General features: G+C 63.4%; 21 protein-coding genes. 9 read left to right on the top strand and 12 right to left on the bottom strand.

What is annotated here, in order from left to right; translation table 11 throughout:
• Positions 1-14 precede the first annotated feature (14 nt).
• The 3 genes from ABQ039_RS15735 to ABQ039_RS15745 form a co-directional block, all read right to left on the bottom strand.
• Positions 15-440, bottom strand: a complete 426-nt coding sequence (locus ABQ039_RS15735; RefSeq protein ID WP_349777938.1) for a cytochrome c — start codon at positions 438-440, stop codon at positions 15-17.
• Positions 437-2,044, bottom strand: a complete 1,608-nt coding sequence (locus ABQ039_RS15740) for a flavin monoamine oxidase family protein (protein ID WP_024938097.1) — start codon at positions 2,042-2,044, stop codon at positions 437-439. The genes ABQ039_RS15735 and ABQ039_RS15740 overlap by 4 nt, the downstream gene beginning before the upstream one ends.
• An 89-nt stretch (positions 2,045-2,133) precedes the next feature.
• On the bottom strand, positions 2,134-4,416 hold the full coding sequence (locus ABQ039_RS15745; protein WP_180968642.1) for a TonB-dependent receptor: 2,283 nt from the start codon (positions 4,414-4,416) through the stop codon (positions 2,134-2,136).
• A 297-nt stretch (positions 4,417-4,713) separates the two neighbouring features.
• On the opposite strand from ABQ039_RS15745, the gene ABQ039_RS15750 reads away from it, so the two are divergent.
• Entirely contained in the window at positions 4,714-5,331 is a 618-nt protein-coding gene (locus ABQ039_RS15750; RefSeq protein WP_349777937.1) for an HAD-IA family hydrolase, read from the top strand.
• 298 nt (positions 5,332-5,629) lie between these two features.
• On the opposite strand, the gene ABQ039_RS15755 is transcribed toward ABQ039_RS15750, so the two are convergent.
• Positions 5,630-6,856, bottom strand: a complete 1,227-nt coding sequence (locus tag ABQ039_RS15755; RefSeq protein WP_024938094.1) for an acetylornithine transaminase — start codon at positions 6,854-6,856, stop codon at positions 5,630-5,632.
• Between the two features lie 72 nt (positions 6,857-6,928).
• On the opposite strand from ABQ039_RS15755, the gene ABQ039_RS15760 reads away from it, so the two are divergent.
• Positions 6,929-7,801, top strand: a complete 873-nt coding sequence (locus ABQ039_RS15760) for an ion transporter (protein WP_024938093.1) — start codon at positions 6,929-6,931, stop codon at positions 7,799-7,801.
• Positions 7,802-8,338: 537 nt separating this feature from the next.
• On the opposite strand, the gene ABQ039_RS15765 is transcribed toward ABQ039_RS15760, so the two are convergent.
• From ABQ039_RS15765 to ABQ039_RS15780, 4 genes are all read right to left on the bottom strand, one after another.
• Positions 8,339-9,280, bottom strand: coding sequence for a YiiG family protein (locus tag ABQ039_RS15765; protein WP_104575490.1), 942 nt, complete (start codon positions 9,278-9,280; stop codon positions 8,339-8,341).
• Positions 9,281-9,387: 107 nt separating this feature from the next.
• Positions 9,388-10,362: a YiiG family protein gene (locus ABQ039_RS15770; protein ID WP_024938091.1), complete on the bottom strand. Its 975-nt coding sequence runs from the start codon at positions 10,360-10,362 to the stop codon at positions 9,388-9,390.
• A 218-nt stretch (positions 10,363-10,580) separates the two neighbouring features.
• Positions 10,581-11,396, bottom strand: coding sequence for an NAD(P)-dependent oxidoreductase (locus ABQ039_RS15775; RefSeq protein ID WP_184632491.1), 816 nt, complete (start codon positions 11,394-11,396; stop codon positions 10,581-10,583).
• Between the two features lie 201 nt (positions 11,397-11,597).
• On the bottom strand, positions 11,598-12,257 hold the full coding sequence (locus ABQ039_RS15780; RefSeq protein ID WP_154832598.1) for a serine/threonine-protein kinase: 660 nt from the start codon (positions 12,255-12,257) through the stop codon (positions 11,598-11,600).
• A gap of 159 nt (positions 12,258-12,416) precedes the next feature.
• Here ABQ039_RS15780 and ABQ039_RS15785 point away from each other — a divergent pair, with 159 nt between their 5' ends.
• Entirely contained in the window at positions 12,417-14,504 is a 2,088-nt protein-coding gene (locus ABQ039_RS15785) for a VTT domain-containing protein (protein WP_349777936.1), read from the top strand.
• Between the two features lie 400 nt (positions 14,505-14,904).
• Here the strand turns inward: ABQ039_RS15785 and ABQ039_RS15790 are convergent, their stop codons facing one another.
• The 4 genes from ABQ039_RS15790 to ABQ039_RS15805 form a co-directional block, all read right to left on the bottom strand.
• Positions 14,905-15,789, bottom strand: coding sequence for a bestrophin family protein (locus ABQ039_RS15790; RefSeq protein ID WP_024938088.1), 885 nt, complete (start codon positions 15,787-15,789; stop codon positions 14,905-14,907).
• A gap of 146 nt (positions 15,790-15,935) precedes the next feature.
• Positions 15,936-16,532 (bottom strand): LON peptidase substrate-binding domain-containing protein, encoded by a 597-nt coding sequence (locus tag ABQ039_RS15795; RefSeq protein ID WP_349777935.1) that lies wholly within the window; start codon positions 16,530-16,532, stop codon positions 15,936-15,938.
• Positions 16,529-17,899, bottom strand: coding sequence for a UDP-N-acetylmuramate:L-alanyl-gamma-D-glutamyl-meso-diaminopimelate ligase (gene mpl / locus ABQ039_RS15800; RefSeq protein WP_349777934.1), 1,371 nt, complete (start codon positions 17,897-17,899; stop codon positions 16,529-16,531). Before mpl ends, ABQ039_RS15795 begins: the two co-directional genes overlap by 4 nt.
• 342 nt (positions 17,900-18,241) lie before the next feature.
• Positions 18,242-18,805, bottom strand: a complete 564-nt coding sequence (locus tag ABQ039_RS15805; RefSeq protein WP_024940086.1) for an adenylate kinase — start codon at positions 18,803-18,805, stop codon at positions 18,242-18,244.
• Between the two features lie 156 nt (positions 18,806-18,961).
• Here ABQ039_RS15805 and ABQ039_RS15810 point away from each other — a divergent pair, with 156 nt between their 5' ends.
• From ABQ039_RS15810 to ABQ039_RS15835, 6 genes are all read left to right on the top strand, one after another.
• The gene (locus ABQ039_RS15810; RefSeq protein WP_046344185.1) at positions 18,962-20,218 is read left to right on the top strand and encodes a 6-phosphofructokinase; all 1,257 of its coding nucleotides are present in this window, start codon (positions 18,962-18,964) and stop codon (positions 20,216-20,218) included.
• Positions 20,219-20,792: 574 nt separating this feature from the next.
• Entirely contained in the window at positions 20,793-21,548 is a 756-nt protein-coding gene (locus ABQ039_RS15815; protein ID WP_184608570.1) for a hypothetical protein, read from the top strand.
• A 50-nt stretch (positions 21,549-21,598) separates the two neighbouring features.
• Positions 21,599-22,729 carry a type IV secretion system protein gene (locus tag ABQ039_RS15820; protein ID WP_349777933.1) on the top strand — a complete coding sequence of 377 codons (1,131 nt, stop codon included), beginning with the start codon at positions 21,599-21,601 and terminating at the stop codon, positions 22,727-22,729.
• A 30-nt stretch (positions 22,730-22,759) separates the two neighbouring features.
• Positions 22,760-23,287, top strand: a complete 528-nt coding sequence (locus ABQ039_RS15825) for a DUF4189 domain-containing protein (protein ID WP_080715672.1) — start codon at positions 22,760-22,762, stop codon at positions 23,285-23,287.
• 621 nt (positions 23,288-23,908) lie between these two features.
• Positions 23,909-24,487, top strand: coding sequence for a hypothetical protein (locus ABQ039_RS15830; protein WP_184612116.1), 579 nt, complete (start codon positions 23,909-23,911; stop codon positions 24,485-24,487).
• On the top strand, positions 24,484-25,833 hold the full coding sequence (locus ABQ039_RS15835) for a hypothetical protein (RefSeq protein ID WP_349777932.1): 1,350 nt from the start codon (positions 24,484-24,486) through the stop codon (positions 25,831-25,833). Before ABQ039_RS15830 ends, ABQ039_RS15835 begins: the two co-directional genes overlap by 4 nt.
• Positions 25,834-25,848 lie beyond the last annotated feature (15 nt).

Raw genomic sequence — 25,848 nt, forward strand, 5'->3', positions numbered from 1 at the left:
GAGAGAAGGGGGAATCAGTGGCGCAGCGATTTGACGTCGTCGACGGTGATGCGCTCGGCGTAATCGTTGCCGAAGTGCGTGCGCACATAACTTGCCACTTCGGCCACCTGGCGGTCGTTGAGCATCTCGCCGAAGCCGGGCATGCCGGCGTGGCCGTCGAGCACCATCATGGTGACGTAGGGTCCGGCGGCCAGCTTGGGATTGCCGGCAAGCGCGGGGTATTCGCCGGCACCTTGCGCGCCGCGCCCGGCCGGCATGTGGCAGCCCTGGCAGATCGCCTGGTAGACATCCTGGCCGGATGCCTTGGCAAAGCCCTGCTGCGGGAACAGCTGGGTGGCATCGGAACTCTGCGCCTGCGCATCGTATACGCCCGGCGGCACCAGCAAGGCAGCCATCGCAACGACGAAGCTGGCCGCGGCCAATCGTGGTAACAGACTCATGCGCGACCTCCTCCGGCCAGCACTTTGCGATGCAGACGGCCGACGACATCGTGCGCGGACAAGATCGCGCCCTCCTGCCAGGCCGGAATATAGGAGACGTGTTCACCGGCCAGCGCCAGGCGCCCGTCGATCTGGCACAGCGGCGTGTAGTGCTCGGCACGCGCCTGCTCGCTCCACATGCCGAAACAGCCATGCGTGAACGGCACACGGTGCCAGCCGACCGAAATGCCGTTCTCGAACTCGCGTGGATACTGCGGATGCAGCTGCGTGCCGTATTCGACCGCCTTGCGCACGCGCTGCTCCGGGGGCATCGAGGTGAACTGGTAGGCGTCCAGTCCCCACACGTAGGCACCGAGCAGCACGCCCTTGCCGGGGCTGTGATAGTTGGTGCTGGGATAGCTGATCAAGGTGATCGGCAGATCGGTATAGCTGATGCCGCCGTAGATGGCCTCGTCCTCTTCCCAGAAGCGGCGCTTGAACTGCAGGCCCACCTTCACCGATGCCGCGTACGGCACCTGGCCGATCGCGGTGGTCATCGCGTCGCCGGCGGTGACCGGAATACGACTGAGCACCGACAGCGGAATCGTGCAGATGCACCAATCGGCGCTGGCGATGCGTTCTTCGCCGCCGTGCGCGGCATCCTGCCAGGACACACGCACGCCGTTGCCGTCCTGATCGATCCTGGTGACCTTGGCGTTGTAGGTGATGGCATCGCCAAGCTGCTTCGCGAACGCCTTGCCGATCTGGTCCATGCCGCCCACCGGCTGGAACATGGTGGTCTGCATTTCGTAGTTGTTGCCGGCCGCCAACGTGGTCCACAGACGCGAGCGCAACACGTCCTGCACGCTGAAGGGATCGGAGAACTCCGGCTTGCCCGACAGGCCGCCGCCGGGATACCGCGCAAAGCCGCGCCGCTCGCTGCTGTCCTTGCCTTTGACGTAGCCGAACTTGTGGTCGAGCGCGCCCCAGGTGCGCAAGGACTCCAACAGCACCTCCTGGTCTTCACGGCTCACGCTCTTGTCCAGCGCCTGCTGCTGCGTGCACTTGGCCAGCAGCTCGGACACGTGGCCCTTGTAATCGGCATCGATGGCGCGAAAGCGCTGCGGTTTGCCGCCAAAGCCTTGCTGGCTGTGCAACAGCGCGTTGTAGTTGACCTGGTTGAATGCCTCCAGGGCCACACCGAATTGCTTGCAGTAACTCAGCACCGCCTTGTGGTGATGCGGAATGCGCCACGGCCCTGGATTGAGGTACAGCCCGTCGTCGAACTGGCAATGCTGGGTCGCCCCGCCCAGTTCGGTGTAACGGTCGCCACCACGCAGCGTCCAGTTACGCCCACCGGGGCGGTCGTTGTATTCCAGCACCTGCACGCGGTACCCCGCCTTGCGCAGTTCGAAGGCCGCAGCCATGCCGGCCAGCCCCGCCCCCAGAATCAGCACCGAGGCGCCCTTCGGGTCGCCATCCAGTTGTAGCGGCCCTTTGAAATTTGATTCGGCTGCCATGCCCAGGCTGCTCATCGCCTGGTACATCATCGCGCCGCCAGCGGTCATGCCGATACGCGCCAGCAGTTGCCGCCGCGTCATCGCCCCAGAATGATTGCCTTGCATCAACGCGTAGTCCTTGCATGTCATGGAACGAGTGCGACTGACAAAAAACGCATGACGCGGCCGGCAGTGACGCCGGCCGCATCACCGCCTCAGAACTTGTAGGACAGACTGGCGAACAGCTGGCGCGGTGCGATCAACTGGTACGAGCCGGAACTTTCGTTCGGGAACACCGCACCGATCGCATCGTCCTTGTCGAACAGGTTGTAGACCGACAACTGCAGCCGCCCACCGGCCAGGAACCCGGCATCCTCGCCCTGGTAGCCGAGGCTGCCGTTGACGATGAAGGTGGCATCCACCTGGTCGGTATTGAGCGTGTCGCCGTAGCGCTTGCCGGTGTATTTGGTGTCGAGGTTGGCGAAGAAATGCTCGCCCTCCCAACCGCCGTTGAGGCTGAACATCACCTTGGGCGAGTCCGGCACTTCGTTGCCTTCCACCTGCACCAGGTTGCCGCTGACCGGGCCGAAATAGTTGTCCTGGAACTCGGATTTGTTCCAGGTCAGCGACGCTCCCAGCCGCCAGCCCGGTGCCGGCTTCCACATGCCGGACACTTCCGCACCATAGGTCTGCACGTCGCCGACGTTGGCGTAGATCGTGGGTGCGACCACCAATGGGTCCGGGTCGGTCAGCGCGATGATGCGGTTCTCGTAATCGATCTTGTAGGCAGCGACGTAGCCGCTCCACTGGCTGGATTCGGCGCGGATGCCGATATCGATATTGGTCGATTCCTCCGGCGCGATATCCGGATTGAATGCGCCCGAGGTCAACGCCAGCCGCGGCGCCGAGCTGAAGTTCTCCGCGTAGTTGGCGAATACCTGCACGCCGTCGGCGAGCTGGAAGCTGGCGCCGACCTGCGGCTGGAACCAGTCGCTGTTCTTGATGGTGACATCGCGGCGCACGCCGACATTGAAGTCATCGAGATTGGCGATGCCGTTGTAATCGCGTTTGACATCCAGCCCCTTGGCGCCGAACTCCATGGTGAGCCGGTCATCGAGCAAACGCAGCGTGTCCTTGATGTAGAGCTGCTTCACCTCGGTGGAGAAGTGGTTGTCGTAGTAGATGACGATCGGCAGCGAGCCCTTGAGCAGTGCGCCGGTGGCCGGGTCCAGGTTGTACAGCGGGCGCACCTGGTCGAAGTCGTAGTTCTCGTACCACGCACCGACTTCGAGCTTGTTGTGCTCGGTCTCCCACGACACCGCGGTGGTCACGCCGTAGCGATCGCCGCCCATGATTTCCTCGCGCCGCGTCATCGCACCGACGCGGGTGACATTGCCGTTGGCATCGACGATCTGCGGGTCGTTGATGGCGATGTCGGTGCGCCCTGGCGTACCGGCGATGGCATCGTTGTACAGGCCAGTGGCCGTGCTCGGCGGCGTGCCGCCGACGCCGTAACCATGCTTGTTCTCGTAGTAGCCGGTGAAGGTGAAACCGATCGCATCGTTGAACAGGAAATCGCCGTGCAGGCTGAGCAGCGAGTCGCGGCGGCCGTTCTGCCATTCGCTGTAATGCTCGGCATCCACTTCCGGATTGCCTGTGATGCGTTCGTGCAGATCCCACGCCACCGAGCCGTCGGAGTTGTACGACTGCACGTCGTAGTCCTTGCGGTTGTTGTAGATCCAGCCCAGGGTCAGGTGGCCCACGTCCCAGGCCTGGCGGATCTTGGCTTCAAAGTGATCGCTCTTTTGCGTGGCCGGTTCCATGTCCCACACCCCGCCCTGCGTGCGCGAGGCAGACAGATAGGCGCTGGGGCCGCCTTCCCACCAATCCGGCGTATCCAGCCGCACGAAGCTGCGTACCAGATCGTCCGAGCCGATGGTCTGGGTGAGATTGCCGCTCCAGCTGTCGCCGCCCTTCGGGGGCAGGCTGGTGTAGCGGATCGCACCGCCGAGTGCGTGGTACGACGGCTGGGTGACATCGCCGGAGCCGGCCGACACGGTGACGTCGAGCAGGTTCTCGCTGGACACGTAGCGGGTGATCGGGCCGCCTTCGCGGGTGTCGAAGGTTTCGATCGGGATGCCGTCCAGGGTCACGCCAATCTGGTTGGCGGAAAAGCCGCGGATGGTCATCGAGTCGCCGAATTCGTACAGCCCGAACGGATCGGTGGTCTGCACATTCACGCCGGGCAGGCTCGCCAGTAACTGCTGCGGTGCCACGCCGGGCACCTGGGCCTGGATCTCGGCGACGGAGATGGAAGCCGTGGTGCGCGTGGAGCCGGTACCGACCACGCTGACCGCGTCCAGCGTGCGCGCTTCCTGTGCCAAGACGGGCAGGCTGTGTGCGCCAGCCAGCACCAAGGTCATCGAAGCCAGCGTGCGACCACGCGTGGCAGTGGTGAGAATGGCGGCGACCGACGCCGCCAGTTGATCGGTGTTCAAGCGCTTGCGCATGCAATCGACCCCCTGGATGGTGTGACGTGCTGAGTGACCGGGCCCGCTCCCCAAGACCGGCTGACACCGCGGATGCGGCATGCATCGACCATACCCAGCACAGTTCCACCGCAAGCGCCGCGCGGAGGGTAGGGGCGGCGCGGGTGGGTAGGTTGCTGCCGAATTCAACGATCTGAATGGGTACCATCCCTACCTACCTGCGTGGATCCGGACATACCAGGTCTTGCACGCTTGCCATCCCGTGGCGAATCGACAACGCTGCCCCGCCACATTCCGAGCCCACCCATGCCGCCTGCAGCACCGTCCCTGTTACTGCTCGATTTCGACGGCGTGCTGGCCAGCTATTCGCGGCCGCGCCGTGTGGCGGCACTTGCCAATGCGGCGGCGTGCACGCCGCAGCGTGTGCAACAGGTGTTGTTCGAGCAGGGCCTGGAGCGCGCCTACGACGCCGGGGTGATCGACACGCCGGCCTATCTGGCCCAGCTCAGCGACGGCCTTGGCTGCACGATCGATCGCGCCACCTGGATCGCCGCACGCGTGGCGGCATGCCGCGCCGACCCGGCGGTGCTGACGCAGGTGCTGGCGGTGGCGGCAACCACCGCGGTGGCGGTGCTCACCAACAACGGGCCATTGATGGCGGAAGCGATTGAGCGGATCGTGCCGCCGCTGTTTCCGCTATTGCAGGGCCGCGTGCTGTGCAGCGGCGCGCTTGGCGGCCGCAAGCCCGATGTGCAGGTGTATCAGCGCGCGCTTGCACAACTGGATGCTAGTACTGCGCGCACGTTGTTTGTCGACGATCTATTCGTCAACGTCCGCGGCGCGCGTGCCGCCGGCCTGCATGCGGACACGGTGCGCGATGCGCGGGCGTTGCGGCGGGTGTTGAAACGGTATGGGCTGGGGTGAAGGGCCGGGATTGGGGATTGGGGATTGGGAATCGGGAATCGTTGAGCATCGCGAAGCACTGATCACCCTCAAGGATGACGCAAGACGCTGCTCGCAGCGTTGAACGCGTCGGCGTCCACGGTCAGGTACAGCGTTGGCGCTTTGAGTTCGTTTCGGGTTAATGACGAACGCAAAAGCGAGCCCCTCTCCCGCCGGGTGACTTAGCGCCAATCAAGAAACGCAACGACCCGCGCCGCTTACCCCACCGCGCTTACCGTCGCGGCACCCGCCACGACGGTGCAGAACGCGCAGGACTCCATCACTTCTGCGCCACGTACTCGGCAATGGCCAGGTGCAGGCGTTCCAACCCATCGGCCAGCTCGGCATCGGTCAGATTCAGTGCCGGCACGAAGCGCAACACATCCGGCCCGGCCTGCAGCAACAGCAGGCCATGCTTGGCGGCAAAATCCAGGATCGCCCCGGCCTGCCCGGCATGCGCCGGCGCCAGCACCGCGCCCAGCATCAGGCCACGCCCGCGGATCTGGGCGAACAGGCCGAACTCGGTGTTGAGCGCCTCCAGGCCGGCGCGCAGCGCCGCCGATTGACGCGCTACGTTCTCGGCGATCTGCGGCGAAGCCAGCTTGCGCAGCGCCACGCGCGCCACCGCCGCGGCCAGCGGGTTGCCGCCGAAGGTGGTGCCGTGCGCGCCGAACTGCATGGTTTCGGCCACCTTGGGGCCGGCCAGCATCGCGCCGATCGGGAAGCCGCCACCCAACGCCTTGGCCAGCGTCACGATGTCCGGCGTCACCTGCTCCTGCCAATGCGCGAACAGCGTGCCGGTCCGGCCCATGCCGCACTGGATCTCGTCCAGCACCAGCAGTGCATCGTGCTGGTCGCACAGCGCCCGCACGCGGCTCAGGAAGCCCGGCGCGGCCGGCATCACCCCGCCCTCGCCCTGGATCGGCTCGACCATCACCGCGGCCACATCGCCCGCGGCCATGGCCGCTTCCAGCGCGGCGACATCGTTGAAGTCCACATAGCGAAACCCGCCGGGCAGCGGCTCGTAGCCTTCCTGATACTTGGGCTGCGCGGTGGCGGTGACCGCCGCCAGGGTGCGCCCATGGAAGCTGCCGCGGAAGGTCACGATCACGCGCTTGTCGGCCGGGCGGCCCTGACTGCTGGCCCACTTGCGCACCAGTTTGATCGCCGCTTCGTTGGCCTCGGTACCCGAATTGCACAGGAACACCTTGTGCGCGAAGCGCGAGGCGGTGACCAGCTCTTCGGCCAGCTTCAGCGGCGGCGCACTGAAGAACACATTGCTGGTGTGCCACAGCTTGCCGGCCTGCTCGGTCAGCGCGGCCATCAGGTCCGGATCGTTGTGGCCCAGCCCGCTGACCGCAATACCGGCGGACAGATCCACATACGCGCGGCCCTGGTCGTCCCACACGCGACTGCCCTGGCCACGCTCCAGCACCACCTGGCGCGGGCGATACACCGGCAGGTAGTAATGCGCGAGGGACAGGGGCGAATCGGCAGCGGTGCTCATGATGGTGGGTCACAGAAGCGGAGGGAGAATGCGCATTCTCGCGCATTCGCCGGCCTGCGGCACAATGCGCGGATGCGCCCCTTTTCCGATCCCCAGCTCACTCCCGCCACCGACCACGGCTGGCGCCGGCAATGGTTCGACATCATCTACCGGCACGACACCCGCCCATCGCGCAATTTCGACCTGATGCTGGTGGTGGCGATCCTCACCAGCGTGGTGGTGATCATGATCGACAGCGTGCCGCGCATCCATTCGCATTCGGCGCACTGGCTGGTGCCGCTGGAATGGGCGTTCACGGTCCTGTTCACCGTCGAATACGCGTTACGCCTGGCGGTGGTGCGGCGCCCGCTGCATTACGCATTGAGCGTGTGGGGCGTGATCGATCTGCTCTCGATTCTGCCCAGCTATCTGTCGTTCTTCGTGCCCGGTGCGCAGACGCTGCTGGTGGTGCGTGTGCTGCGCATCCTGCGCCTGTTCCGCATCCTCAAGCTCACCCGCTACATCGAAGAAAGCGGGCAACTGGTGGACGCGCTGTGGCGCAGCCGGCGCAAGGTGCTGGTGTTCCTGTTCAGCGTGCTCACCATCACCGTGATCGCCGGCGCCACGATGTATGTGATCGAAGGCCCCCAACATGGGTTCACCAGCATCCCGACCAGCATGTACTGGGCCATCGTGACCATGGCCACGGTGGGGTTTGGCGACCTGGTGCCGCAGACCACGCTGGGCCGCTTCATCACCTCGGCCCTGATCCTGATCGGCTACAGCATCATCGCCGTGCCTACCGGCATCTACACCGCCGAGCTGGCCAGCACGCTGCGCGAAGGTGGCCACACCGGCAAGCGCGATGCGCGCAATTGTCCACGTTGCGGGCTGGAAGGCCACGCGCCCGACGCACGCTATTGCCGCCAGTGTGCCGAGCCGCTGCCGGAGATCTCCAACGGCTGACGCGGTGCTGCCGACGCGACGCAACGCCTGCGCCCGCCGAGAAGCGGAGGCAGCCGGCTTTGCGGTTCCCATCGGCATGCAACAAGGCTGACATGTGCGGTGGTCTTATCGATTTCGGAACCCTTGGCGGCAAGGATGCCGCTAGGGAGCCTGCTGGCACGGATTCACGGCATGTCCCGCAAGCGGTGGAGGCATCGCGCCGTCGACTCGCCGAACTTTCGATCTCAGCAGCTGATCGCGCCTAAACACGGTCACGCTTCCAGGTCTCGACTTCCTTATGTGGTGTGTTTCGATGGACCTGGATAGTGCTGATGGATCAATCGTAGAACGAATGATCTGTTGCTTTGCTGCGGGGCCCTTGCCCGCCCACCATCGCAGGACACGCCGCAAGTACGTCCTTGTAGGCTCTTACAGGCATCCATGCCGCGTAAGAGCCCGCGACGATGGGCGGGCAAGGACCTGTCGAGATAATCGGTGTGCACGGTGAAAGCAGTGCGCGATCCGCTTACACAACGCGACAGGAATGCCTGCACAGCATCAATGCGACATGCGGTTGCTCATGTCGATCAGATCGTTGTAGCTGGCCAGCACGGCCTGGCGGGTGCCGCCCGGCGGCATCGAACCGCTTTCCAGCAGCATCTGCTCGCTCTTGTTCAGTGGCGTCTTGGTGCGGATACGTTCGACCAGTCGTCCCGACTCGCGCGCCAGCTTGTCGGCGGAGCGTTCCATGTGGCCCCACATCGCATCGCCCTGGCCTATCTTGGCTTTCTGCGCCTCTTCCAGAATGCCTTGATAACGCGCGAGCTGGGACTGCGCTGCGGCAAGATCCGGCGTGTCGCTGTCGAGCACCTGCACCAGCTGCTTGCCTTCTCCGATGATCTTCAGGTGATACCAGGAGGCGCTGCGGCCTTCTTCCTTTTCGATCGCATCGATCTGCGCCTGGCGACGCATGTCTTCGTTACGTTCGAGTGCGGCATTCATGGCTTCGCCGGCTTCGAAGAACGCATGATAGGCCTGCATCAACGGCGCGTGCAGCGCCTTCATGCCCTTGCCGTCGTCGCGCAGATAATCCTCGCGGTCGTAGTAGCGCACCGCTTCGCCGATACGCTCGTTGAGTGCGGTGAACCGTTCCTGATAGGTCTTGGCCACCGGATCGAGCTCGGGGTTAGCCGGCGTTTGCGCCAGCGCCGCAGTCATCGGCGCACCACATTCGTCCACGTGATGCGACAGCACCGTGCCCGGTGCATGGATACCGCTTTCCTTGCCGGTCGGGCCAGCCTCGGGGTCCTGCATCCACTCGATGTATTGCTGGTAGCTCTCATGGATCGGCTGCTCGACGCCGTTGAAGCACGTGATGTAGGCATTGATCTTGTCGGCGCCTTCCACTGCGGCGGCGGGTGCGTCTTTCTGGCAGCCGGCAAGCAGCGCGGCAAAAGCCATCGCCGCGGTGAGCGGCGCATAACGAAGTCGAAGGGTCATCTTGGGTTCCAGTGATGGGTTGAACGAGGTGGCTGCCGCAGCGTGCGGCCGAATGACATCTGGCGCGGCGCACCCTCGGTACGCGCGCGGCGGGTGCAGCACGGCAATTACTGACGATTGCTTTCGAACACCAGCGCGTTGTACGTGTTGAGCAACTTGCGTGGCGAACCCTCCGGCGCCAGTGAGGGGTTGTCCAGCCAGCCCTGTTCCATCTTGCTATAGGGCGTTCGTTCGACCACGCGTTTCACCCGCGCCTTGGCTTGTCTGCGGAAGGTTTCCGCAGCGGTCTCGAAGCTGTTCCAGTCCAGCCTGCCCGGCTCCTGATCGGCCACCTTGGCATGCGCCTCGTCGGAGAGACGGTTGAAGCCGTCCAGCAGCGTATTGACCCGTGGCACGTCGAACTGCTCCTGTTCCAGCGCATCGGCGATCTCCTTGGCGTCGAGCATCATCGCCAGCCGATAGTATTCGCGCGTGCGGCCCTCGCCCTGCTCCAGCATCTTGAGTTTTTCGCGTTGCGCCGCGTCGTTTTGCGTGTCCAGTTCGGCGCTGAAGGCGGTACTGGCATCGGCATAGGTGGCCAGCACCTTCATCAGCTCCGGGTGCAGCTGCTTACCCTTGGCGAACTGGTCGTCTTCGTAGTCCTGACGCGTGTAGTAGTCGGCTACCGCGTGACTGATCGGCTGCAGCGCCTTCAATGCCGCGCGGTAGTCGCGCGCCGCCTTGTCCAATGCAGGCAGCGACGGGTTCGCCGCAGCGGCCGCGCTGACCGGCGCATCGCACTGCTTCATGTCGTAGGCGTCGATATCGTACGGGCCGGTCATGCCGGATTCGCGACCGGTCGGGCCGGCGAACGGGTCCTGCATCCAGCCGGTGTATTGCCTGGCGCCGGCGTGCACCTTCGCATCGATGCGGTTGAAGCAGTCGATGTAGGCGCCGAGCTTTGCGGTCACGCCTTGCAGGGAGTCCGGCTGTTTTTCACTCGTCTTGGCATCGGTTGCAGGCGACGGCGACTTGCCGCCGCAAGCGGCCACCAGAACGGACACGGACGCCGCCAAAACGACTACACGGAACATCGAAGACACGCGCTGTACATCCTTGTTGGAAACGGTTTCAGCCGCGCACGATAGCAAACACGACTGTGAACTCCCTGTGCTCACGCCCGGACGCCGACGGCTTGGCTGTCATGCCGGGGCGCGGCCGCTGGTCCGCCGCATCGATTTTTTCGAATCGCGCTGGCCGCATGCGCCGCTGACGGCGTACCCGTATCAGGCCGGCTGCGCGCGCGGGCCGTTGGCCGCGCTCAGTCGAGAAACAGATCCGGCAACAACGCGCGCGACGGGTCGACCGCGTAGCCGCTCAGGTCGGTGACGCCGGCCTCGGCCAGCACCTGGTCGTCGATCAGGAACTGGCCATGAAATCCGGCCGCCTCGCGCGTCAGCACCGCATGTGCCGCGTCGGCCATGATCTCCGGCCGTCGACACGCGGCTGCGTCCACGCCATCGATCATGTTGATCGCATCGGTGGCGATCACCGTGCGCGGCCATAGCGCATTGATCGCCACGCCTTGCGGGCCGAACTCGGCTGCCAGCCCCAGCGTCACCAGGCTCATGCCCATCTTGGCCAGCGTGTAGCCGGTATGCGCGCCCCACCACGCCGGGTTCAAGGACGGTGGCGGCGCCAGCGTGAGGATATGCGGATTGGGCGCCTGCAACAGATGCGGCAGGCACGCCTGCGCGCACAGAAAACTGCCCCGCGCGTTGACCTGCTGCATCAGGTCGAAGCGCTTCATCGGCGTCTCCAGCGCACCACGCAACCAGATCGCACTGGCGTTGTTGACCAGGATATCGATGCCGCCAAACGCATCGACCGTGGCGGCTACCGCGGCACGCACCTGCGCTTCGTCGCGGATATCGCACTTGAGCGCCAGCGCCTGCCCACCGGCCGCAGTCACCGCCGCGGCCGCGCTGTGGATGGTGCCGGGCAACTTGGGATTGGCCACTGCCGATTTGGCCGCGATCGCCACATTGGCCCCATCCCGCGCCGCCCGCAACGCAATCGCCAGGCCGATCCCGCGCGAGGCACCGGTGATGAGGAGGGTTTTGCCGTTTAGGGTCATGGGATTGGGGATTGGGGATTGGGGATTGGGGATTGGGGATTCGCAAAAGCTTACAACCCGAGCAAGAACGGTGCGGGATTCGGGATTCGGGATTCGGGATTCGCAAAAGCGTATCGCCTCCCCCACTTGCATCGACCAACCCGCAGGCCCAAGCCATACGCTCTTACGAATCCCCAATCCCCAATAACCATTCCCCGCCCCTCAGGGCCTCGGCCCCCGCCCCTCGTTGTCTTCCCAATGCAGCACGCGGCGGGTCACGAAGCGGTAGACCGGCTTGCCGGTGGCGAACCACAGCTTGCGGACCCAGGAGGTGCGCTTGAGCACGCGGCGTTCCACCGGGGTGATCGCGGCCGGGCAGTACATGCGCTTGTGCTTGAGCAGGTGCCGCAGGTCTTCGCGTGCAAGCAGACGCATCCAGGGCGCGCGCGGATTGCCGCGTACCGCCAGCTGGAAATCGATCACCGCCGGGCTGCCGTCGTCCTGCACCAGCCAGTTGGCTTCCTTGGCCAGGTCGTTGTGCGCCACCCCGCGGCGGTGCAACTGCTGCAACAACCTGCGCGCACGGCGGAAGTAGGCCAGATCGCCGCGCGGCGGGCGCTGGTACATCGCGTCGCCGGCCAGATAGCTGCGGTCCAGATGGCGTCCGTCCCAGTGCAACAGACGCGGTGTCCGCGCCAGGCCATCGAGCTGGCGCAGCGCCAGGGCTTCGCGCCGCGCCAGCCACCAGGCCACCCCGCGCAGCAGCCATGGCGCCGCGCTCAGGTCGCGCCGCACGAACAGGCGATCGGCGTCGCGGATCAACAGGATGCGCCCGAAGGTATCGGACTTCAGCGGCAGGTTGCCGGCGGGATCGTCACTCATCCCCCATTGTAGGCGGGGCGCCCGCATCGCCACAGCGTGCGTTGCCTGCATGTCACCGCGGCGTGCGGCGTTGCCAGCCCGCAACCTGAGGTGAAGCGGACCGGGCGATGTGACGAGGGCGCAAGTCACCTCATCGCCATGCCCACCTATAATCGCGGGATGAATTCATGGATCGACGCCACGCTGGAGTGGATCGGACACCACCCCACCCTGGCTGGCGTGGTGATCTTTGCCATCGCATTTTCCGATGCGGTGATCGTGCTCGGCGCCATCGTGCCGGCGCTGCCGTTGCTGTTCGCCATCGGTGTGCTGATCGGGCTGGGTCAGATCAACGGGCCGTATGCGGTGGCCTGTGCCACCCTGGGCGCCTTCATCGGCGATGCGCTCAGTTTCTGGGTCGGCCATCGTTGGGGCCACCAGTTGCACACCTACTGGCCGTTTCGCCGCTACCCGCAACTGCTGGAGCGCGGCGAGCTACTGTTCCGGCGCAATGCCTTCAAGAGCATCCTGATCGCGCGTTACGTGGGCGCGGTGCGGCCGTTCGTGCCGGCCATCGCCGGCATGTCGCACATGCCGTTCAAGCGCTATCTGATCGCCAGCGGCCTGGCCTGCATCTCGTGGGCGCTGCTGTTCCTGGTGCCCGGCTGGGTGCTGGGCACTGCCTACGACGCGGTGGCTGCAGTCGCCGGCCGCCTGTTCGTGGTGGTCGCCTTGCTGGCCGCAGTGATCGGCCTGGCCTGGGCGATGGTGCTGTACTCGTACCGCTGGTCGGCCGGCCACCTGGACGCCTTGCTGGCTCGCCTGCTGGAGTGGTCGCATCGGCATCCGGTGCTGGGCAACTGGTCGGTGAGCGTGTTCGACCCGCGCCGTCGCGAGTCGGTACCGCTGGCGATGATGGCGTTGATGCTGTTGCTGCTGGGCTGGGGCTGGTTCGTGTTGCTGATGGTGGTGCTGGCGCACGGTGAGCCGCTGCGCGTGGACCTGGCCGTGCACGATCTGATGCTGGCGCTGCGCAACCCGCTGGCCGACTACCCGATGGTGGCGCTGGCCTCGCTGGGCGACTGGCAAGTGCTGCTGCCGGCGATCGCGGCGGCAATGGGCTATCTGGCCTGGCGGCGCCGCTGGATGGCGGTGGCGCATTGGGTGATTGCACTGGCCTTCGGCCTGGCGTTGACGCAACTGCTGGGCGCCACCGTGCAGGTGGTGCGCCCGCCGGCGGCCAGCAGCGGTTTCGGGTTTCCGTCGGTGGCGGTCACCATGGCCACGATCGGCTTTGGCTTCTTCGCGCTGCTGATCGCGCGCGAGCTGCCGGGCCGGCGCCGGGTATGGCCGTACCTGGTCAGTGGCGCGATCGTGTCGCTGATCGGTTTCGCCCGCCTGTATCTGGGCGCGCACTGGCTCAGCGACGTGGTCGGCGGCATGCTGTTCGGCATCTTCTGGCTGCTGGTGCTGGGCATCGCCTATCGCCGTCGTGCCACCCGTGCGTTCTGGGTCAAGCCGGTCTCGTGGATCTTTTACGGCGTGTTCCTGACCTGCGCGATCGTGTTCGCACCGCGCAACCTGGGCACCAAGCTGGCCAGGTTCGAACCGCCGCCACCGTTGCTGATGGAGTTGCCCGCCAGCGACTGGTGGGATGGCCAGTGGCGCCTGCTGCCGGCACGCCGCAACGAATTCGACGACGACCAGCGCTGGCCGCTGGACGTGCAACTGGCCGGCCCGCTGGCACCGCTGCAGCGCCAGCTGGAAGCACGCGGGTGGCGCATGCAGCCACAAGCCGGCTGGGAGCAGGCGCTGCATCTGCTGGATGTCGGCGGCCGCCCGGACGAGGTGCCGATCCTGCCGGCCACGCTGGACACGCAGGTCGAAGCGCTGCTGATGGTGCGTCACGCCGGGCCCGGCCATGTGCATGTGTTGCGCCTGTGGCCGGCGGCCGCACGCCTGCAGCCCGGCGCGCAACCATTGTGGGTGGGCAGCACGCAGACGCTGCGCTACAGCCGCCACTTCAGCCTGATCGGCCTGTGGTATCCGCTGCGTGGGGTCGACCCGGCGCTAAGCGCATTACGTGAAGCACTCGGCCCATTGCCGCATCGCGTCGAACAGCGTCGGCGCTCGCAGGTCCCAGTGATATTGATCGACAGCACGTCGACAAATGCGCTGCAGCGAGAGGACAAAGACAGCGCTGCACCACAAACGGAAACCACCGCGTCCGATCCGGCTGCATCGGATCCGTCACGACAGCGTCCTTGATCAATCTGGCAGCAGCAGCGGTCGGCGAACGCGCACTTCTGTAGACAGGAGCCGCCAGGAGAACTTCTTGAACGCTGTACCGATGGCGGCAACGCGCTCGCGTCGCGTGGATGCGGCCGAATGTTCAGCTCAACAGCCTGGTTGGTCGAGTGCGCGTTGCCTCACCGCTCGCGGGACCTTACGCGGCATGGATGCCGCGTCCGCGCAAGAACCTACATGGACGGATTTGCAGCGTGTCCCGTGACGGTACGCGGGCAAGGCCCCCTGCAGCCAGTCTGCAGATCAGCCGCCCTACAACCGACGCATCCGCAGCATTCGATCAGCTCTCGAGCTGACCGAGAGCCTGCGCCTCAACGCCGTCTGGATACGCACAAACCGCATTGATGCAGGCGCGATGCACTCACCACAGCACGCCATCCACCGGCTGCATCGGCTCGGGCGCCTGTTCGCCGATGGCCTGCAGCGCGTCGATTTCCACCGTCCGGCACATGCTGTCCAGCGGCAGGTCGTGGATGGCATTGGCGAACGGGTCGACCAGTTCGTCGCCGATCTTGAGTACTGCCAGGAACATCAGACCTGCCACCGTCGACCCCACCGGCGTCGCATATTGCAGCGTCTCCACCAGGCCGATCGGCAGCAGCACGCAGAACAGCCGCGTGAACAGGTTCGGGTAGAAGCGGTATTGGTACGGCAACGGCGTATTCTTCAGCCGTTCCATGCCGCCCTGCGCGTTGGCGATATCCACCAGGATGCGCTCGACACTGGCTTGTTGAATGCTGTCGATCCAGCCATCGCGACGCGCCTGCTCGACGCTGCGCCCGGTGGTGTCGAGCAGGCCATTGGCGACATTGGTGCGCGTGATCACCGCGGCCACTTCGTCGGCATGCAGACGCGGCTCCAGTGCCATCGCCACCGGCAGCCGCCGCAGCTGGCAGCGCAACGCATTGACGTAGGCGATCTGGCGCAGCGCGATGGTGCGGCCCAGTGCTGCCGCTTCCGGCGCGGACAGGATGCTGACGCTCAGGCGGACCAGATTGCGCGATGCATTGATCATCTGGCCCCACAGCACACGCCCTTCCCACCAGCGTTGATAGGTCGAGTTGGCGCGAAAGCCCAGGAACAACGCCAGCGCCGAACCGAAGATGGTCAACGGCAATGCGGGCGCGCGGAACGGCAGCACGTAGTAGATGATCGTGATCAACACGTCCCACACAAACAATACCGCCAGGGTCCGCCAGACCTGACTGAACACATCCGCCACACGCGGTTTGACATCGATGATCAAGGCACACTCCGTGGATCGAAAACGGGTGACGCCCATGCGCGCATCCACTGCATGGATGCCATCGTGAGCGCACTCAAGCGTGGCGAGTGTGCCGTTGCAGGGGTGCAAGCGCGGTGACGGGTTACGCGCGCGCTTGGTTCACCGCGTCACGGCATCCAGGCCAGCAACTGGTCCAGGCGCCGATGCGGATCGTCCAGCTGCAACAGCGACAGACGCTGCTGCTCGGTCAGCGGCAGCAGTTCGGCCAGGCGCCAGCCGACCCATGCCGCCTGGTCCAGCAGTTCCGGCCCGGCAGAGACGAATTGGCCGCCGACCTGTTCGAGCATGCGCTCGAGCACGGTCGCCAGCAGGCCATGCTCGGGCCGCAGTTCGTCATCGCTGTCGGGCTCGCACCAACTCACCTCGCCAACCACCAACCCGTTGTCGCGGATGCGCGAGCGCTGCACACGGAAGCGACGCGTGCCACGCAGGCGCAGCACCAACACGCCGTCGGCACCGACATCGAAATCCTCGATACGCACTTCGGTACCGAACGCAGCCGGTGTTGCCGGCACGCCGACTTCGCTGCCATCCAGGATCAGGCACACACCGAAGCTGCTGCCGGCGCGGCCGCTCTCGCGCACCAGGTCCAGATAGCGGCGCTCGAACACGCGCAAACCCATTGCCGCACCCGGCAACAGCACGTTGTGCAGCGGAAACAGCGGCAAGGCGCTGGTGTCGGCGGTGGTCGTGAGGCCGGTCATGGGGACAATTGCGCCAGGAAGCGACGCGGCGCGCCATCGAAACCGCCATTGGACATGAACACCACATGGTCGCCCGGCTGCGCAATCGCGCCCAGTGTCTGCAGCAATGCCTCCACGTCATGCGCCACGTGCGCGTCACCGCGCACCTGCGCGATGATCGGTGCGGCGTCCCAGGCCAGTTCGGGGCGATGCAGAAACACCACCGCATCGGCATCGCGCAACGATGGTGCCAATGCCTGCGCATGTGCGCCCAGCCGCATCGAATTGCTGCGCGGCTCCATTGCCACCAGCACGCGCGCCGCGCCGACCTTCGCACGCAGGCCTTGCAAGGTCGTCGCAATCGCGGTGGGGTGATGGGCGAAGTCGTCGTATACGGTGATCTCGCGTGCCTGCCCCAACCGCTCCAAGCGCCGTTTGACACTTTGAAAGCGCGCCAGCGCCGGCATCACCGTTGCCGGATCCACGCCTACCGCATGCACGGCGGCCAGTGCCGCCAATCCATTGAGCACGTTATGCCGCCCGACCAGCGGCCACTGCACCTGGCCGATCTCCACCCCACGCTGCAGCACCGCGAACGCACTGCCGTCGGCGGCGATCAAGCGTGCGCTCCACTCGAGAGAGGCATCGAAACCGAAGCGCTCCACCGGCGTCCAGCAGCCCATCGCCAACACCTCGGCCAGGCGCGCATCCTCGCCGTTGACGATCAGCCGCCCGCGCGCCGGCACCGTACGCACCAGATGATGGAACTGGCGCTGGATCGCGGCCACGTCCGGAAAGATGTCGGCGTGGTCGTACTCAAGGTTGTTGAGGATCGCCACCAGCGGCCGGTAATGCACGAACTTGCTGCGCTTGTCGAAGAACGCGGTGTCGTATTCGTCGGCTTCCACCACGAATTCGCGTCCCTGGCCCAGCCGCGCCGACACCCCGAAGTCTTCGGCCACACCACCGATCAGAAAGCCCGGCGCGCGCCTGGCGGCTTCCAGCAGATAGCTCAGGATGGTGGTGGTGGTGGTCTTGCCGTGGGTGCCGGCGACGGCCAGGGTGTCGCGGCCCGGCAACACCTGCTCGGCCAGCCATTGCGCACCGGAGCTGTAGCGACGGCCGGCATCGAGCACTGCTTCGACCGCCGGGTTGCCGCGCGACAGGGCATTGCCGATGACGACGTCGCTGGCATCGGCCGAAATATTGGACGGCGCGTAGCCTTGTGCCAGCGCGATGCCGAGGGTTTCCAACTGGGTGGACATCGGCGGATAGATGGCCTGGTCGCTGCCCTCTACCTGCCAGCCCAGCTCGCGCGCAAGGGCGGCGACACCGCCCATGAAGGTCCCGGCGATGCCGAGGATGTGGAGTTTGGTCATGGGGCGCATTGTCGCCGATCGCCGGAGTTGCCGGCCATTCCGCCTCGCTGCCGAGCGCAGTGTCAGGAAAGACCTACCGTACTGTCGGGAATTTCCCGATATGCGAACTGCGTCACATCCATCACTATGCTGAACGCCAGTCGCAGCACCCCTTTGGTCCTACTCCCCAAGAGGCCAAATCCCCAGGGAGCTCATGCTGTGGAGCTCTGAGCAAGCTCATTGCTGGCGTTATTCTGCCCCGGGCGTCTTGTACGTCCGGGGTTTTTCTTTTGCGCAATCAATGCGTTATGCAAGCCGCGACGGCTTCCAGCGCGGCGGATGGACCGGGCGCACTGCCCGGCCCGAACCATCTCAGCGACCGAGCGCGGTGCCGATACGTTCCAGCACTTCATCCAGCGAGCCCACGCCGTCCACGCGTGCCAGCTTGCCGCGCTGTTCGTAGAAACCGATCACCGGTGCCGTGGAGTCGGTATAGACCTGCAGGCGCTTGCGCACCGACTCGGGATTGTCGTCCTCGCGGCCCTCGGCCTTGGCGCGGCCGGCGATGCGCTCGACCAGCAATTCGCTGGCCACATCCAGCTGCACCACCGCATCCAGCGGCTGACCGATCTTGCCGAGCAGGTCGTCCAGCGCATTGGCCTGCGCCACGTTGCGCGGATAGCCGTCGAGGATGAAACCCTTGGCGACATCGGCCTGACCGAGCCGCGCCTCCAGCATGCCGAGCAGGATCTCGTCGGAGACCAGATCACCGCGTGCCATCACTTCCTTGGCCTTCAGGCCCAGCGGCGAGCCGGCGGCCACTTCGGCGCGCAGCAGATCGCCGGTGGAAATATGCGGGATCTCAAACTTGTCTTTGAGACGTGTCGCCTGGGTGCCCTTGCCCGAACCGGGCGGTCCCAACAGAACCAATCGCATCAGTGGACTCCACTTTCGAATAAAAACGCGTTGCGGTGGGCGGCGTTAGACTCAGGTCTTCGCCAGCGCTGACCGTATGGTCGTGCAGCTTACCGCATCCGGGGAATGTCCCGGCACTGTCCCCTGCGCCATGTCCCATCGAGGAGCCCGTCCCCTATGTCTACTGGCAACTTGTTGTATGCCCAGTCCGGCGGCGTCACTGCCGTCATCAACGCCACCGCCGCCGGCGTGATCACCGAGGCGCGCGCACGCAAGATCAAGGTGCTGGCCGCACGCAACGGCATCCTGGGCGCATTGCGCGAGGAGCTGATCGACACGTCAAAGGAGTCTGCCGCCACGATCGCCGCCCTGGCGCAGACCCCGGGTGGCGCGTTTGGCTCGTGCCGCTACAAGCTCAAATCGCTGGAAGAAGACAGCGCCAAGTACGAGCGCCTGCTCGATGTGCTGCGTGCGCATGACGTGCGCTGGTTCCTCTACAACGGCGGCAACGACTCGGCCGATACCGCCTGGAAGGTCTCGCAGCTGGCCAAGGCCTATGGCTACCCGCTGCACTGCATCGGCGTGCCCAAGACCATCGACAACGATCTGGCGGTGACCGATACCTGCCCCGGCTTCGGCTCGGCGGCCAAATACACCGCGGTGTCGGTGCGCGAGGCGGCACTGGATGTCGCCGCCATGGCCGACACCTCGACCAAGGTCTTCATCTACGAGGCGATGGGACGCCACGCCGGCTGGTTGGCCGCTGCCGCAGGCCTGGCCGGCCAGGGCCCGGACGACGCACCGCAGATCATCCTGCTGCCCGAGCGGGCCTACGACCAGGCCGCGTTTCTGGCCAAGGTCAAGCAGGTGGTGGAAAAGGTCGGTTGGTGTGTGGTGGTCGCAAGCGAAGGCATTCAGGACGCACACGGCAGCTTCGTCGCCGACGCGGGCGGCGCGGCCGACTCGTTCGGCCATGCGCAACTGGGCGGCGTGGCTTCGTTCCTGGCCGCGCAGGTCAAGCAGGAACTCGGCTACAAGGTGCACTGGACCCTGCCCGATTACCTGCAGCGTTCCGCACGCCATCTGGCCTCCAAGACCGACTGGGAGCAGGCACAGGCCGTCGGCAAGGCCGCGGTGCAATACGCGCTCAAGGGCATGAACGCGGTGATCCCGGTGATCGAACGCGTCAGCGACGCGCCATACCGCTGGAAGATCGTGCCGGCCCCGCTGCACAAGGTGGCCAACCACGAAAAGAAGATGCCGCCCAGCTTCCTGCGCAAGGACGGCTTCGGCATCACCGAGCGCGCCCGCCGCTACTTCGCCCCGTTGATCAAGGGCGAAGCGCCGCTGGCCTACGGCAGCGATGGGTTGCCGAAATATGTGACGTTGAAGAATGTGGCGGTGGCGAAAAAACTGCCGACGTGGGCGGGATGAACGTCGACGTGGGCGACCGGAAGCCGGGGCGCCGGCGGCATCGCCGGCGCCTCGGCGACGCAGGAATGCAACCGATTCCGGCTGTTGAAGCCAATGACGTGTGTGGAATTGCCGTCCGATCCGGCTGAGTCCGTGCCGCGCCCGCTGTCTACTGACCCGGGCTGGCAAAGGAAAGGGCCACGCAGGCAATTGCCGCGATCGACTGTAGGGATTTCCCTACAAAAACGGGCAGAACAAGCCAGGCCGCGCCTGGGCGCCCTCCCCAGAGGTACAGCCTGACCTCGTTAGTAGAATTTTGGTTAAGTGTGTGCCACAGTTTGCGCCAAACCTGCCTCATCGCGCATAAGGATCATGGCCCAGCAGGCAATCCTCCCCCAACGCCCAAGGCGCGCCCCAAGGCGGCAGTCCCTGTCGCAGGGCGCTGTGTATGAGGAAGCAGCCTCACTCATTCGCGACGAGCCGATGATCTATAAAGCCAGCGCTGTCTGCTGACCAAGTATGCCGCCTTCACCTCTGTCCCGCTGCCACTGTTCCCGCTACCCAATCTATACCGAAAAGATAGACGAGACTCGCCATGACCGCATGTTTCCTCCGCCATCCGATTTCCCGCCTTGCCGCCGGCCTGCTGCTCAGCATCGGGCTGTGTGCAGGGCCTGCCAACGCGCAGGTGGTCGTTACCAACCCTACGGGTATGGCAAAGGACCTCAAGGAATATGCGGAACAAGCCAAGCGATGGACCGAGACGATCAAGCAGTATCAACAGCAACTGCAGCATTATCAGCAGCAGCTCATCAAATTGCAGCGCCTGCAGTTCAATGAGCCCCAACTGGAAAACAACTTCGTCTTGCGCGATTTGAGTCATGGGCTGGACGCTTACTGTCCCGGAGCTTCCGGCGTTGCGGGCATTTTTGAAAAAATGGTGCCGATTTCATTGGGCTCGCTTACTGGCAATGATTTGCAGAAAACGCAAAACGAGATTTGCAAGCAAATTGTGGTAGCACAAAACTCGCAGTACAACGAGGCGATTTTGATGATCCAGCGCCTTGTGGAACGCTCCAGAGACTTCGAACGTGTGCAACGCCAGCGCGATGGAGGGGGAGACAAGCAGGGTGCGCTCGCTGCGAACGACAACGAAGTTCAGCGTTATGCGGCACGCAACGCGATGGAACTCAGCCACTGGGAAGCCAGGATGAAGGCCTATGACATTTACATCGCAGGCCTCAAGGACGACCAGAGTCTGCTGGCCAAGCGGGCGCTGGACGGTGACAAGGGCGACATCCTCGGACAGGTCATCCAGGCAGCTGCTTTGAAGATTGCGCTGTCCAAGTAAATGAATTAGCAGGCAACCAAAGCCTCATTACGGTACATAGGCAGACAGCAATGGACGTTTTTTTTCAGGGCGGGATGAACTGGTTGCAGCCGCTGGCGGACGCCAACCTCGGCGACTTCGTTTTCTTCAAACTGGTCAGCGATTATTTCAACCGGGAAATACAGCAGTTCGGCCTCGATTTGATGAAGGAAACCATGAAGTGGGTCAGCACGATCGCGCTGACGGTAACCACGCTCTGGATCCTGATTCTGGGCTACCGCATCGCCACCGGGCAATCGCGCGAGAGTGCAATGGCCACCATGATCAAGGCGGCCAAGGTCGCCATCATCATTAGCGTGGCCTCGGTGGTCGGGGCCAACGGGGCCATGCTGCATCAGACGATGACCCAGAGCCTGGATAAGGAAATCCACGGTCTGTTCACCGGTGACGACGGCAGCACTGCCGAGGATGCCATCGATGACAACCTGGCCTACACCCAGATCGCCTTGGCGGCGCTGGATGCCGTCAGGGTGGATGCCAGCGAGCCTGAGATGCTGGAGAAAAAAGGCAGGGCCGTGATGCTGGCGGGCTTCGGTACCGCCAGCCCACCGATGGCCGCTGGGGCGATGCTACTGCTGTTCAAGTTCACCATGGCTTTCCTGATCGGCATCGGGCCCATCTTCATCCTGGCGCTGGTCTTCGACCAGACCAAGGACCTGTTTAAGAAGTGGTTGTTCTACGTCATTGGTACCTTGTTCTCGATGGCCATGCTGTCGGTGGTCACGGCCATGGTGCTCAAGTTCACCGCGAAGGTGGCCGCGGCCTACTGGGCGGTCAAGTTCATTAAATTCGGCGATGCCGAAGGCTTGTCCAGCCAGGCCCTGCAACAAGGCGGCATCGGCCTGATCATGACCTTGCTCATCGTCACCGTCCCCACCATCGCCGCCGCCCTATGGCAGGGCAATATGGGCACGTTTATGGCCTACTCGGCGTTTGGGACTGCAGCAAGCCCCGGACCCCAGGGGCAGCCGGCTGGGTCGTATATTCCGCAGCATAGACAAAACAATCAGACATCAGTTGAAGGCGGACAGAGCAACACTATCCAAGCAGCAACTAAGTCTATAGCACGGTCGGAACAGCCCGAAGCCGCTGCAGTTGGCTCAAGAGGACTTGCTGCGCAGAATACCCGTGACCAAGGTTAAGTTCCCAACGTGGTCAGGAGATAATTTTAAATGACTTATTTAGCCAGATTTATCTTGGTTGGCATCGCGCTATCTACACTCGGAATTCCCGAGACTAATGCGGAGCAAGGATGCCCGCCAGGTCAATTCCCGATAGGCGGACAGGGAGCCGCTGCCTGCGCGCCAATCCCTCAAGGAGATTCGGTGCAGAAACAACCGAGACCGATCGGAAAGTGGATTAATACCTGGGGGGCAATTGCAAGCGACGGCGGCGATAATCTAGGTGTCTCAGTAGGCGAAAGGGGGAAAAAAAGTGCTCAAGATGCCGCTCTGTTAAAGTGTAAAGAACAAAGCAATCAAGAGTGCAAAATTGAGTTCACCTATTACAATCAATGCGCCGCAATTGTAGAGCCTTACCGTGATGAAAAGGCCATTCCAGGCGTCATGGCATACGCGGGGGCTCCAACTGAAGAAATGGCTAATACTAACGCACTATCTTTCTGCAAAAAGAATAACCCAGCCGCGAAATGCAGATCCATCTATACAGAATGTACGAAGCCCATATTTAAAAAATACTAACTTGCCAGCAAATCACGACATGCCTTCAATCAAAGACATCCACTGAAATCGTAAATTTTTTACTGTTTTTTATGTGATCTTCTGTTCCTCAGTAAGCAGCTCAGTCTAATGCAGACGGTCACTACGAAGTGGCCCCTACTACACAACTACCCCTTCACTTTGCACGCTTGGGTGATGACTGATGACTAGCTCCCTATCGATCTAGCCACCGATACCTTTAAAGCTTTCAACCCGTACCGCTTCAACGTGGCGTCGGTTGACATGTTTCCCCGCGCTTGCTCCACCGCCCATCGCCATGGCAACCCGCAGAGTTCAACAAGCGGACCGTGCAGTAGTTTGAATTTACTACAGCCGGAATATGCAGTTTAAAGAATCGCGGGTCTTTTAGCAGCTAGTACCATGATAGATTGCCTATTGACTGAACTACTTGCTATCAGTTGTCTTGGTTGTCGAACTGATGCATCGCGGCGGCAGAGTGGATCGCTAGGGAGCAAGCTTCGCATCCTACGCCGTGCCCCTCACTATTAAGTGCACGCCAACAACAGAAGCTAGGCTATGATATTCAAGACTGTCAGCTGCTTCATTTTCTTTTTTCCTTTTTTCCTTGCAGGATGCCAGCCCATGACTGCCCCATCCTCAAAATCCGACGCGACGACCAGCGATCCGGTCTACCAGAAGAACCCGCATCCTGCGCAGGCGTATCGCATCACCATGACGATTGAAGATGCGCCAGGGCCGTTCGAATGGATCTCCGGCACGGCGTTTTACGAAATGATCAACCGCGATGCGTGCACACCTTTTGATCGTTCGCTGGGAATGTCGACAAAGCAAAAAGAGGATGCAATCCCCATCCATTTCGACAAAACCAGTGACACGACGTATGTGGCAAGCATCTATGCCGATGGCATGGTCAATGGAGACTATTACGGCAAAGGCGTTTGCAACTTCGAACTCAATGGAGTTGGAATCTCATTGAGAGCCACTGGAAAAAAAGAAGAAACCCGATTCCAACCTACATTGTTCAAAAACGAGATTTATAGCTCAGCACCCAAGATTACCTACTTTTGGAAAGAGCGTTACCCGCAAGCAGATATGGATGATTTTCCTGACGGCGGCGAAGGCAGGCTTGATCAATTTAATGATGATGCGCGGGAAAACACTTTCAAGGTCACCCTGACTACTGCCAAGGTGAACCCATGAGCCTCACTAGCCAGCAGTACGCTGTGCTTTCGAGAGATGTATACGACGAGCCGAAAGGGGCGGGAGAGAACAGCGACCCTGTAAACGTTGGCGGGAATATTTATAAGCGACTCAAATATGCAAATAGCCCATCCGGCTATCAAGGCATCGTCTATCAGCGAGTCGATACAAAAGAGATCATCGTCTCTCACCGTGGAACAGAAACCGAGCGACAGCTCAAAGAAGATGGCCTGTACACCGATGGCGGCATGGTTACGGCACGCTACAACAAGCAAGCTGCCGAGGCACTTGAGTTGACCCGCTATGCGCTCGACTATGCCCACGAATTGGGCAAGGGCGGTAAGCCTCCCCAGGTCACAGTTACCGGCCACTCCCTCGGCGGCGACTTGGCACAAGTCACCGCCCACCACTTCGGCCTCAAGGGCGAGACCTTCAACGCCTACGGCGCAGTCAGCCTGGACCGGCGCATTCCCGAAGGCGGCACCGATGTCATCAACCACGTAATGGCGGGCGACGCCGTCAGTGCTGCCAGCAAGCACTATGGACAGGTCAGGATTTACGCCACGCCACAAGAAGTCGCGGCCTTGCAGAAGGCCGGTTACGCCAATGACCGTAGCCTGTTCGATGACCGCAATCCGGCTGTCGCCAAACCACTTGGAGACTCGCACCGCATCCATAACTTTCTCCCCGTCGATGGCAACGGCAAGCCGGATCGCTCGGTCTTGGAGGACACCAAATCACAGCAACTGGCGCAGCAGTACGCGCCGATGATCGACAAGTACCGCGACGATGTGGCCATGCTACGGGACGGCTTGACCCTGGCATCACGCCACATGCAATCCATGAATGTGGCAGATGGCATCAATCATCTGCGCGGCCCCCTCGCCCCCGGTGCCGGCGCGGCTGAGATGGCGGCCGAGCGCTGGAAAGAAACGCAACAGCGCATGGAGCGCGAAGACAAGCCGGTGCATGTGGCTCCAGGCTGGAAGCTGCCGCTGGGCAATACCCCCGAGCGCTGCGTAGATCCGGGCGCGGCGGCCGTGTCCAATGATCCGTTGTACCGCTCCATCCACAGCAAGTTGCCGGAAGGCACACCCGACGCCGTAGCCATGCATGCCACCGTCGAGGCCAAACGCGCTGGCATCGTGGACGTTAACCAGCTGCGCAGTGTGACCGTACAAGACGGCAATGCGTGGATCATCGGCAACACGCCGGGCTTCCGCGCCAAGGTGGACCTGTCGGCTGACGTGCCGCCGCTGCAAGAGAGCGAGCAGCACTCTCGCGCACTGGACGCTCAGCGGTCGCAGGCGGAAATGACCCAGCAATCGCCTGCACGTGTAATGTAAGGCCATGATCGGGCG

It is taken from the genome of Xanthomonas sp. WHRI 6108 (genome assembly GCF_040202385.2).
In the GTDB taxonomy this organism is placed as follows: domain Bacteria; phylum Pseudomonadota; class Gammaproteobacteria; order Xanthomonadales; family Xanthomonadaceae; genus Xanthomonas; species Xanthomonas arboricola.

Bases quoted from the DNA above. Each gene is read 5' to 3' on its own strand.
- ABQ039_RS15735 (WP_349777938.1), bottom strand. From the start codon at position 440: ATGAGTCTGTTACCACGATTGGCCGCGGCCAGCTTCGTCGTTGCGATG.
- ABQ039_RS15755 (WP_024938094.1), bottom strand. From the start codon at position 6,856: ATGAGCACCGCTGCCGATTCGCCCCTGTCCCTCGCGCATTACTACCTG.
- mpl (WP_349777934.1), bottom strand. From the start codon at position 17,899: ATGCGCCCCATGACCAAACTCCACATCCTCGGCATCGCCGGGACCTTC.
- ABQ039_RS15775 (WP_184632491.1), bottom strand. From the start codon at position 11,396: ATGACCCTAAACGGCAAAACCCTCCTCATCACCGGTGCCTCGCGCGGG.
- ABQ039_RS15760 (WP_024938093.1), top strand. From the start codon at position 6,929: ATGCGCCCCTTTTCCGATCCCCAGCTCACTCCCGCCACCGACCACGGC.
- ABQ039_RS15805 (WP_024940086.1), bottom strand. From the start codon at position 18,805: ATGCGATTGGTTCTGTTGGGACCGCCCGGTTCGGGCAAGGGCACCCAG.
- ABQ039_RS15810 (WP_046344185.1), top strand. From the start codon at position 18,962: ATGTCTACTGGCAACTTGTTGTATGCCCAGTCCGGCGGCGTCACTGCC.
- ABQ039_RS15835 (WP_349777932.1), top strand. From the start codon at position 24,484: ATGAGCCTCACTAGCCAGCAGTACGCTGTGCTTTCGAGAGATGTATAC.
- ABQ039_RS15820 (WP_349777933.1), top strand. From the start codon at position 21,599: ATGGACGTTTTTTTTCAGGGCGGGATGAACTGGTTGCAGCCGCTGGCG.
- ABQ039_RS15765 (WP_104575490.1), bottom strand. From the start codon at position 9,280: ATGACCCTTCGACTTCGTTATGCGCCGCTCACCGCGGCGATGGCTTTT.
- ABQ039_RS15795 (WP_349777935.1), bottom strand. From the start codon at position 16,532: ATGACCGGCCTCACGACCACCGCCGACACCAGCGCCTTGCCGCTGTTT.
- ABQ039_RS15815 (WP_184608570.1), top strand. From the start codon at position 20,793: ATGACCGCATGTTTCCTCCGCCATCCGATTTCCCGCCTTGCCGCCGGC.
- ABQ039_RS15825 (WP_080715672.1), top strand. From the start codon at position 22,760: ATGACTTATTTAGCCAGATTTATCTTGGTTGGCATCGCGCTATCTACA.
- ABQ039_RS15785 (WP_349777936.1), top strand. From the start codon at position 12,417: ATGAATTCATGGATCGACGCCACGCTGGAGTGGATCGGACACCACCCC.
- ABQ039_RS15750 (WP_349777937.1), top strand. From the start codon at position 4,714: ATGCCGCCTGCAGCACCGTCCCTGTTACTGCTCGATTTCGACGGCGTG.
- ABQ039_RS15780 (WP_154832598.1), bottom strand. From the start codon at position 12,257: ATGAGTGACGATCCCGCCGGCAACCTGCCGCTGAAGTCCGATACCTTC.
- ABQ039_RS15830 (WP_184612116.1), top strand. From the start codon at position 23,909: ATGACTGCCCCATCCTCAAAATCCGACGCGACGACCAGCGATCCGGTC.
- ABQ039_RS15740 (WP_024938097.1), bottom strand. From the start codon at position 2,044: ATGCAAGGCAATCATTCTGGGGCGATGACGCGGCGGCAACTGCTGGCG.